The organism is Streptomyces sp. NPDC020807 (assembly GCF_040641575.1).
Lineage (GTDB): Bacteria > Actinomycetota > Actinomycetes > Streptomycetales > Streptomycetaceae > Streptomyces.
The window spans coordinates 83,082-90,007 of record NZ_JBFADU010000027.1; the positions used below are offsets into that span (position 1 = coordinate 83,082).

Sequence of the window (6,926 nt, forward strand, 5' to 3'; positions counted from 1 at the left end):
AGAATCGGAGGGCGCCCCACGGACGGGGGCGCCCTCCGATTCCTTCCGGACCGTCAGAAGAACACCGAGCGCCGCTGCACCAGCAGCTTGTACAGCGTGTGCTGTATCCGCTCCCGCACCTGATCCGTCAGGTTGAACATCAGCATCGGGTCCTCCGCCGCCTCCGGCGCGTACCCGTCCGTCGGGATCGGCTCCCCGAACTGGATCGTCCACTTCGTCGGCAGCGGCAGCGCCCCGAGCGGCCCGAGCCACGGGAAGGTCGGCGTGATCGGGACGTACGGAAGGCCGAGCACCCGCGCCAGCGTCTTCGCGTTCCCGATCATCGGGTAGATCTCCTCCGCCCCCACGATCGAGCAGGGCACGATCGGCACCCCGGCCCGCAGCGCCGTCGAGACGAAGCCACCCCGTCCGAACCGCTGGAGCTTGTACCGCTCCGAGAACGGCTTCCCGATCCCCTTGAAGCCCTCGGGCATCACCCCGACGAGCTCACCGGCCCGCAGCAGCCGCTCCGCGTCCTCCGCGCAGGCCAGGGTGTGCCCGGCCTTCCGCGCCAGCTCGTTGACGACCGGCAGGACGAAGACCAGGTCGGCGGCGAGCAGCCGCAGGTGCCGCCCCTCGGGATGCTTGTCGTGGACGGCCGCCTGCAGCATCAGCCCGTCGAGCGGAAGCGTCCCCGAGTGGTTGGCGACGATCAGGGCCCCGCCCTTGTCGGGGATGTTCTCGATCCCCTTCACCTCGACCCGGAAGTACTTCTCGTACAGCGGCCGCAGCAGCGTCATCAGGACCTGGTCGGTGAGCTCCTCGTCGTAGCCGAACTCGTCGACCTCGTACTCCCCGGTGATCCGCCGCCGCAGGAACGCGAGGCCGCCCGCGAGCCGCCGCTCCCAGCCCGCCGCCGTGCCCTCCGCCCCGGGCGGCTCGGAAGGCGAGGACGCGGGCGCCGGCAGGGCCCGTACGGCCGCCTCCTCCCCGTCGGCGCGGGTGGGCCGGCGACGGGCCCGCGAGCGGTCGTCGTCGAACGGGATGACCTTGGCGTCCGCCATGGCTGTCGGGTCTCCTCAGGAGCCGTCGTGACGGGTGGGGGCAGGGACGGGGGCGGGGGAAGGCGCGAGGCGGCCGGCGAGCCGGTCCACCGCCCCCGCGAGCGTCTCGGGCGGCAGCAGCCCGGGGCCGCGGCTCTCCGCGAAGTCGGCGAAGGCCTCGGCCGTCGTGTGGCGCGGCGAGAACCCGAGGACCTCGCGCATCTGGACCGTGGAGACGACCCGGCCGTGGGTGAGCAGCCGGATCTGTTCGGGCGCGAAGTCGGTGACCCCGACCGTCCGCAGCGCCGTCCCCACCCAGGTGACGGCGGGCAGGAGGACGGGGACGGTCGGCCGGCCGAGCCGCCGGGCGCACTGCGAGAGCAGCAGGACCCCGTCACCGGCGATGTTGAAGGTGCCGCTGTTCATGGTCGCCCTGCGGGGCTCGTGGGCCGCCAGGCGCAGGACGTCGACGACGTCGTCCTCGTGGACGAACTGGAGCCTGGGGTCGTAGCCGAAGACGGTCGGCATGACGGGCAGCGACAGGTACTCGGCGAGCGGCGAGTCGATGCGCGGCCCGAGGATGTTCGCGAACCGCAGCACGCACACGGCCACGTCCGGCCGCCGCCGGGCGAAGCCGCGGACGTATCCCTCGACCTCGACGACGTCCTTCGCGAAGCCCCCGCTGGGCAGCGACTTCGCGGGCGTGGTCTCGGTGAAGACGGCCGGGTCACGGGGCGCGGAGCCGTAGACGCTCGTACTGGACTTGATCACGAGCCGGTTGACGCGGGGCGACTTCTGGCAGGCCCCGAGCAGCTGCATGGTGCCGATGACGTTGGTCTCCTTGACCGACGTACGGCCTCCGGCGCCGAGCGCCGTCCCGGTGACGTCCATGTGGACGACCGTGTCGACCTCGTGCTCGGCGAGGACCTTCGCGATGGCGGGCCGGCGGATGTCCGCCCGGACGAACGTGGCGGCCCCGAGCTCGTGCCCCGGTTCGACCGCGTCGACCGCGACCACCCGCTCCACTTCCGGGTCCCGCTGGATCCGCCGGATGAAGCGGCCCCCGAGATGCCGGGCGGCACCGGTGACGAGCACGACCCTGCCCAAGATCAGCGCCTTCCGTCCGTCTTCCGTTGGTCGCCACCGTAGCGCGTCGAGATTTCCGCGCGATAAAAAACGTGGCCCTCCACCGCGAACGGTGAAGGGCCACGCCTGCGCACGAAACACTGCGAAGCAGCAGTCGCTTACTTCTTGTTGCGACGCTGAACGCGCGTGCGCTTAAGCAGCTTGCGGTGCTTCTTCTTCGCCATCCGCTTACGGCGCTTCTTGATAACAGAGCCCACGACTACCCTCGCTCACTACTCGGAACATCCCCGACCAGGCGGGGATCGGTGCGGGGCGTCTGGGCCCACACGACCTACGTCGGCCTAGCCTACCGTCCCGAGCGCCGCGCTTGTAATCCGAGGGCCGTACGGGACTTTCCGGACTCCGCGAGAAGCGCTCCCGTTACGCGGTGCCCACCCCCACGAAGGACTCCCTCAGGTACTCGTGAACCGCCTGTTCCGGCACCCGGAAGGACCTGCCCACCCGGATCGCCGGCAGATGACCGCTGTGCACCAAGCGGTACACGGTCATCTTCGACACGCGCATCACCGAGGCTACTTCCGCCACGGTCAGAAACTTGACCTCGTTGAGAGGTCGCTCGCCAGCAGCCATGACCCACCTGTACCTTCCGCCGCGACGGCCACCGGCTTCCCCTCCGGTGACTCAACGTCGTCGAGCGCTCACGCTCCAGACTAGGGGCGGGTGGTACGAGTGGGGAAGAGGAGCTGCGATCGGCCGTTTACCGTGACAGACACGCTCGATTGAGTACATAGCGCGTGAGGGGACGGTAGTAGTCGGAGCGCACGCCGTCATCAAGCGGAACGGCCACCGACACCTGCCCCTCCGCCTCGCCCACGAAGAGCGCCGGATCGTCCGTGTCGGCCAGGCCGATGGCCTCGATACCGAGCTGACCTGCACCGCAGACCCATCCGTGGTCCCCGATGACCAGCTCCGGCAGCGGCCCCCCGGAGTCGGCCGCGCTCTCCAGAGCCGCCCGAACCGGCAGCGCGGAGTGCGAGTGCGCCCCCTGCTCACCACCACCCCCGGGCACCCCCGGCTCCCGCAGCAACGCGACCCCCCGTACGTAGTCGAGAAGGTGCGTACGTACGCCGAACCGGGTCGTTATGTCGACAGATCTCCCCTGCGCCGGTGTGAGGACAAGACATCCCGCCGCCGACAAAGCGTCTGCGAGCGCGACGTAGAAACCGAGCAGACGGTGCGGGTGCCCGGTGCCGAACAGCACCGGGACGCGACGCGCGGCCGCCGCCGCGAGCCGCGCGGCGAAGGCGTCGAGCCCCCTCACCGTACGCTCGGGATCGATGACGTCGGGCCCCGAACGGTGCGCCGGATCCCCCGACACCCCGCACTTCTCGGCCATCAGCCGCAGCAGGTCGGCCTCACCCCACCCCCAGGCGGGATCGAGACCCAACAGCACCCGGGGGTCCCGCGCGGCGAACAGCCGGTAGCTCCGCAGGCTCTCCTCCCGCGACGTCGCCACCGTCCCCGCCAACCCCGCCGCCAACAGATGCGCCCGCAGCGCCCCGGTACTCAACACCCTCCGATGCTGCCGGAACCCGACGCGCCCGGAGCCGAAACCCCGGGGACAGCGCACAGTCGGCCTAACGCGCGCCCGCCCCTGTCCGAAAAGCCCCTACGGCAGCAGCCCCCGCAGCGGGAACGCCGCCTTCCGCGTCGCGAGCACCGCCTGGTCGAGCCGGTCCGCCGGGTCGTAGCCCGCGGACCATTCGCGGAAGCCCACCGGCCACCGCCCGTCCGTCATCCGCGCCGGACCGAGCTGCCGGGTCCGCGCATACACCTCGTCCCGCCACGACGACGGGATCACCGAGGCCGGATCGACCGGCGCGTGCGCCGCGATCCCCACCAGATGCGTCCACGACCGCGGCACGACGTCCACGACGGCGTATCCCCCGCCGCCGAGCGCCAGCCAGCGCCCGTCGGCGTGCGCGTGCGCCAGCTCGTGACAGGCCTCCTGGACCGCCCGTTGCGCGTCCAGGGACACCGCCAGGTGCGCGAGCGGATCCTCGAAGTGCGTGTCCGCCCCGTGCTGCGTCACGAGCACCTGCGGCCGGAACTCCTCGATCAGCTCCGGCACCACCGCGTGGAAGGCTCGCAGCCACCCCGCGTCCCCGGTCCCGGCCGGCAGCGCCACGTTCACGGCCCCGCCCTCGCCGGGCCCGGCCGCCCCCGTCTCCTCCGGCCACCCGGTGTTCGGGAACAGCGTCCGCGGATGCTCGTGCAGCGAGATCGTCAGAACCCGCGGGTCGTCCCAGAACGCCGCCTGCACCCCGTCCCCGTGGTGCACGTCCACGTCCACGTACGCGACCCGCTCCGCGCCCAGCTCCAGGAGCCGGGCGATGGCGAGCGAGGCGTCGTTGTAGATGCAGAACCCCGAAGCGGCCCCAGGCATCGCGTGGTGCAGGCCGCCGGCGAAGTTCACGGCGTGCGCGGCCTCCCCGCGCCAGATCGCCTCCGCCGCCCCCACCGACTGCCCGGCGATCAGCGCCGACGCCTCGTGCATCCCGGCGAACGCCGGGTCGTCGACGGTCCCGATCCCGTACGCCTGGTCGGCGCGGCGCGGATCGGCCGACGCCGCCCGCACCGCCGTCACGTAGTCCTCGCGGTGCACGAGCCGCAGCGTCGAGTCCCCGGCGGGCCGCGCCGCGACCACGTCCACGGCCCGGTCGAGCCCGAAGGCCCGCACGAGACCCATGGTCAGCGCGAGCCGTACGGGGTCCATCGGATGCTCGGACCCGAAGTCGTACTGGGTGACAGCTTCATCCCACATCAACAGTGCGCGGCCGCTCATGGACGCCACCGTATCGGGCGTCCCGAGAACCGAACGACGTGGCGTACACCACCGTCACCAGGACCAGCGCCATCGGCACGAGCATCGCGCCGCGATAGCTCCACGCGTCCCCGAGCGCCCCCACGAGCGGCGAGCCGACGAGGAAGCCGACGTAGTTGAAGACGTTGAGCCGCGCGACCGCCGCGTCGCTGGCCCCGGGGAACAACCGCCCGGCCGCGGCGAAGGTCTGCGGCACGATCACGCTCAGCCCGAGCCCGAGCACCGTGAACCCGAGGATCCCCACCCACGCCCCCGGCGCGACCGCGACCACCCCGAACCCCAGCGCCCCGAGAACCGCACCCGCCCTGACGACAGCCGCCGCCCCGAACCTGCGCACCCCGAGGTCCCCGACGGCCCGCCCGAGCAGCGTCGTCACCATGTACGCGTTGTACGGCACGGTCGCCAGCTCCTCCGAGCTGCCCAGCACGTCCTGGAGGTACTTGGCGCTCCAGTTGGAGACCGTCGAGTCGCCGATGTACGCGAAGGTCATGACGAGGCAGAGCGGCAGCAGCAGCGCGAACGCGATCCGGCTCCCCGCACCGGCACCCGCCTCGCCCTCCCCGCCCTCCGCCTTGCCCCCGCCCGCCACGTACCAGCGGCTGCCGACGAGCGCGAGGGGCAGCAGCACCGCCACGACCGGCAGGTACGAGACGAACAGCGACAGGTGCCAGTGCGCCCCCACCCAGGCCAGCGAGGCACCGGCGATCCCGCCGAGGCTGTACGAGGCGTGGAAACCGAGCATGATGCTCCGGCCGTACGCCCGCTGGAGGCTGACCCCCAGCATGTTCATGGAGGCGTCCAGGGCACCCACCGCGAGCCCGAACAGCCCCAGGGCGACCGCCGCCTGCCAGAGCTCCGACCCGGCGCCCACGGCGAGGAGCGCGAGCAGCACGAAGGGCTGGGACCAGCGCAGCACCGCCGTCGGCCCCACCCTGGCGACGAGCTTCTCCGTCACCACGCTCGCGACCCCGGCGAGGATCGGCACCGCGGCCAGGAAAGCCGGCAGCAGGGCGTCCGAAATCCCGTAACGGGCCTGGATCCCCGGTATTCGGGTCACGAGCAGGGCGAAGGTGACCCCTTGCACGAAGAAACTGACCGCCAGGGCTCCCCGCCCGCGCCGCAAGCGCGCATCCGTCATGGCGGCTCAGCGTAGGGCCGGAACCTACCCCTGGGTAGATGGATCACCGCCCCAAAATCGCGGGAAGCTCCTCCATGCTCCCGAAGAACCCCGAGGCCCCGGCCAGCTTCTCCGCGGGAGTCATCGCCGTGAACCCGTACACGTCCATGCCGGCCGCCACGGCGGCCCGCACGCCGAGCCGGCTGTCCTCCACCACCACACAGCGCTCGGGGGCGACGCCCATCCGCGCGGCCGCGTGCAGGAACAGGTCCGGCGCCGGCTTGCCCCGGCCGACGTCCTCCGCGCTGAAGACGATCTCCTCGGGGAACCACGTGTCGAGCCCGGTCTTGCGGTGCCCGACCCGGATCCGCTCATGGCTCCCGGACGAGGCCACACAGTACGGAACACCGGCCTCTGCAAGCCCCTTCAGCACGTCCGCCGCCCCCGCCACGGCCTCCAACTCCCGCTGGAACGCGGCGAAGACCCGCCCGTGGAACGTCTCGTCGAAGTCCGCCGGCAGCCGCTCCCCGGTCCGCTCCCGGATCACCTCGTGAATCCGGTGCATGGCCGAACCCATGTAGTCCCGGATCGACTCCTCGTACGACGTGGGGTGTCCGAGTTCCGTCAGATAGCCGGCGAGGATCGTGTTGGAAATCGGCTCGCTGTCCACGAGCACACCGTCGTTGTCGAAGATGACCAGGTCGTATGGCATGGCGACAGCCTAAACGCAGAAAAGCCCCGCACCAGAAGGTGCGGGGCTTTCCCACAATGATTGTTCGGCGGCGTCCTACTCTCCCACAGGGTCCCCCCTGCAGTA

General features: G+C 71.5%; 8 protein-coding genes. All 8 read right to left on the minus strand.

Features of this window, described 5'->3' with window-relative positions; genetic code table 11:
• Positions 1-53 precede the first annotated feature (53 nt).
• The 8 genes from AB0G79_RS28645 to AB0G79_RS28680 all read right to left on the minus strand — a co-directional run bounded on the left by AB0G79_RS28645 (position 54) and on the right by AB0G79_RS28680 (position 6,821).
• Complete coding sequence (locus AB0G79_RS28645; RefSeq protein WP_360811425.1) at positions 54-1,043, minus strand: lysophospholipid acyltransferase family protein; 990 nt, start codon at positions 1,041-1,043, stop codon at positions 54-56.
• A 15-nt stretch (positions 1,044-1,058) separates the two neighbouring features.
• Entirely contained in the window at positions 1,059-2,129 is a 1,071-nt protein-coding gene (locus AB0G79_RS28650) for an NAD-dependent epimerase/dehydratase family protein (protein ID WP_360811427.1), read from the minus strand.
• A gap of 137 nt (positions 2,130-2,266) precedes the next feature.
• Positions 2,267-2,365, minus strand: coding sequence for an AURKAIP1/COX24 domain-containing protein (locus AB0G79_RS28655; RefSeq protein WP_003948845.1), 99 nt, complete (start codon positions 2,363-2,365; stop codon positions 2,267-2,269).
• A gap of 163 nt (positions 2,366-2,528) precedes the next feature.
• Positions 2,529-2,738, minus strand: coding sequence for a helix-turn-helix domain-containing protein (locus tag AB0G79_RS28660; RefSeq protein ID WP_015034391.1), 210 nt, complete (start codon positions 2,736-2,738; stop codon positions 2,529-2,531).
• A 127-nt stretch (positions 2,739-2,865) separates the two neighbouring features.
• Complete coding sequence (locus AB0G79_RS28665; protein ID WP_360811429.1) at positions 2,866-3,681, minus strand: phosphatase; 816 nt, start codon at positions 3,679-3,681, stop codon at positions 2,866-2,868.
• Positions 3,682-3,777: 96 nt separating this feature from the next.
• Entirely contained in the window at positions 3,778-4,953 is a 1,176-nt protein-coding gene (locus tag AB0G79_RS28670; protein ID WP_360811431.1) for an acetoin utilization protein AcuC, read from the minus strand.
• Positions 4,922-6,130: an MFS transporter gene (locus AB0G79_RS28675; RefSeq protein ID WP_360811433.1), complete on the minus strand. Its 1,209-nt coding sequence runs from the start codon at positions 6,128-6,130 to the stop codon at positions 4,922-4,924. The genes AB0G79_RS28670 and AB0G79_RS28675 overlap by 32 nt, the downstream gene beginning before the upstream one ends.
• 43 nt (positions 6,131-6,173) lie before the next feature.
• Complete coding sequence (locus AB0G79_RS28680) at positions 6,174-6,821, minus strand: HAD family hydrolase (protein WP_360811435.1); 648 nt, start codon at positions 6,819-6,821, stop codon at positions 6,174-6,176.
• Between the last annotated feature and the right edge of the window lie 105 nt (positions 6,822-6,926).

Excerpts from the sequence above, each read along its gene's own strand:
- AB0G79_RS28645 (WP_360811425.1), bottom strand. The coding sequence starts at position 1,043 with ATGGCGGACGCCAAGGTCATCCCGTTCGACGACGACCGCTCGCGGGCC.
- AB0G79_RS28660 (WP_015034391.1), bottom strand. The coding sequence starts at position 2,738 with ATGGCTGCTGGCGAGCGACCTCTCAACGAGGTCAAGTTTCTGACCGTG.
- AB0G79_RS28670 (WP_360811431.1), bottom strand. The coding sequence starts at position 4,953 with ATGAGCGGCCGCGCACTGTTGATGTGGGATGAAGCTGTCACCCAGTAC.
- AB0G79_RS28675 (WP_360811433.1), bottom strand. The coding sequence starts at position 6,130 with ATGACGGATGCGCGCTTGCGGCGCGGGCGGGGAGCCCTGGCGGTCAGT.
- AB0G79_RS28680 (WP_360811435.1), bottom strand. The coding sequence starts at position 6,821 with ATGCCATACGACCTGGTCATCTTCGACAACGACGGTGTGCTCGTGGAC.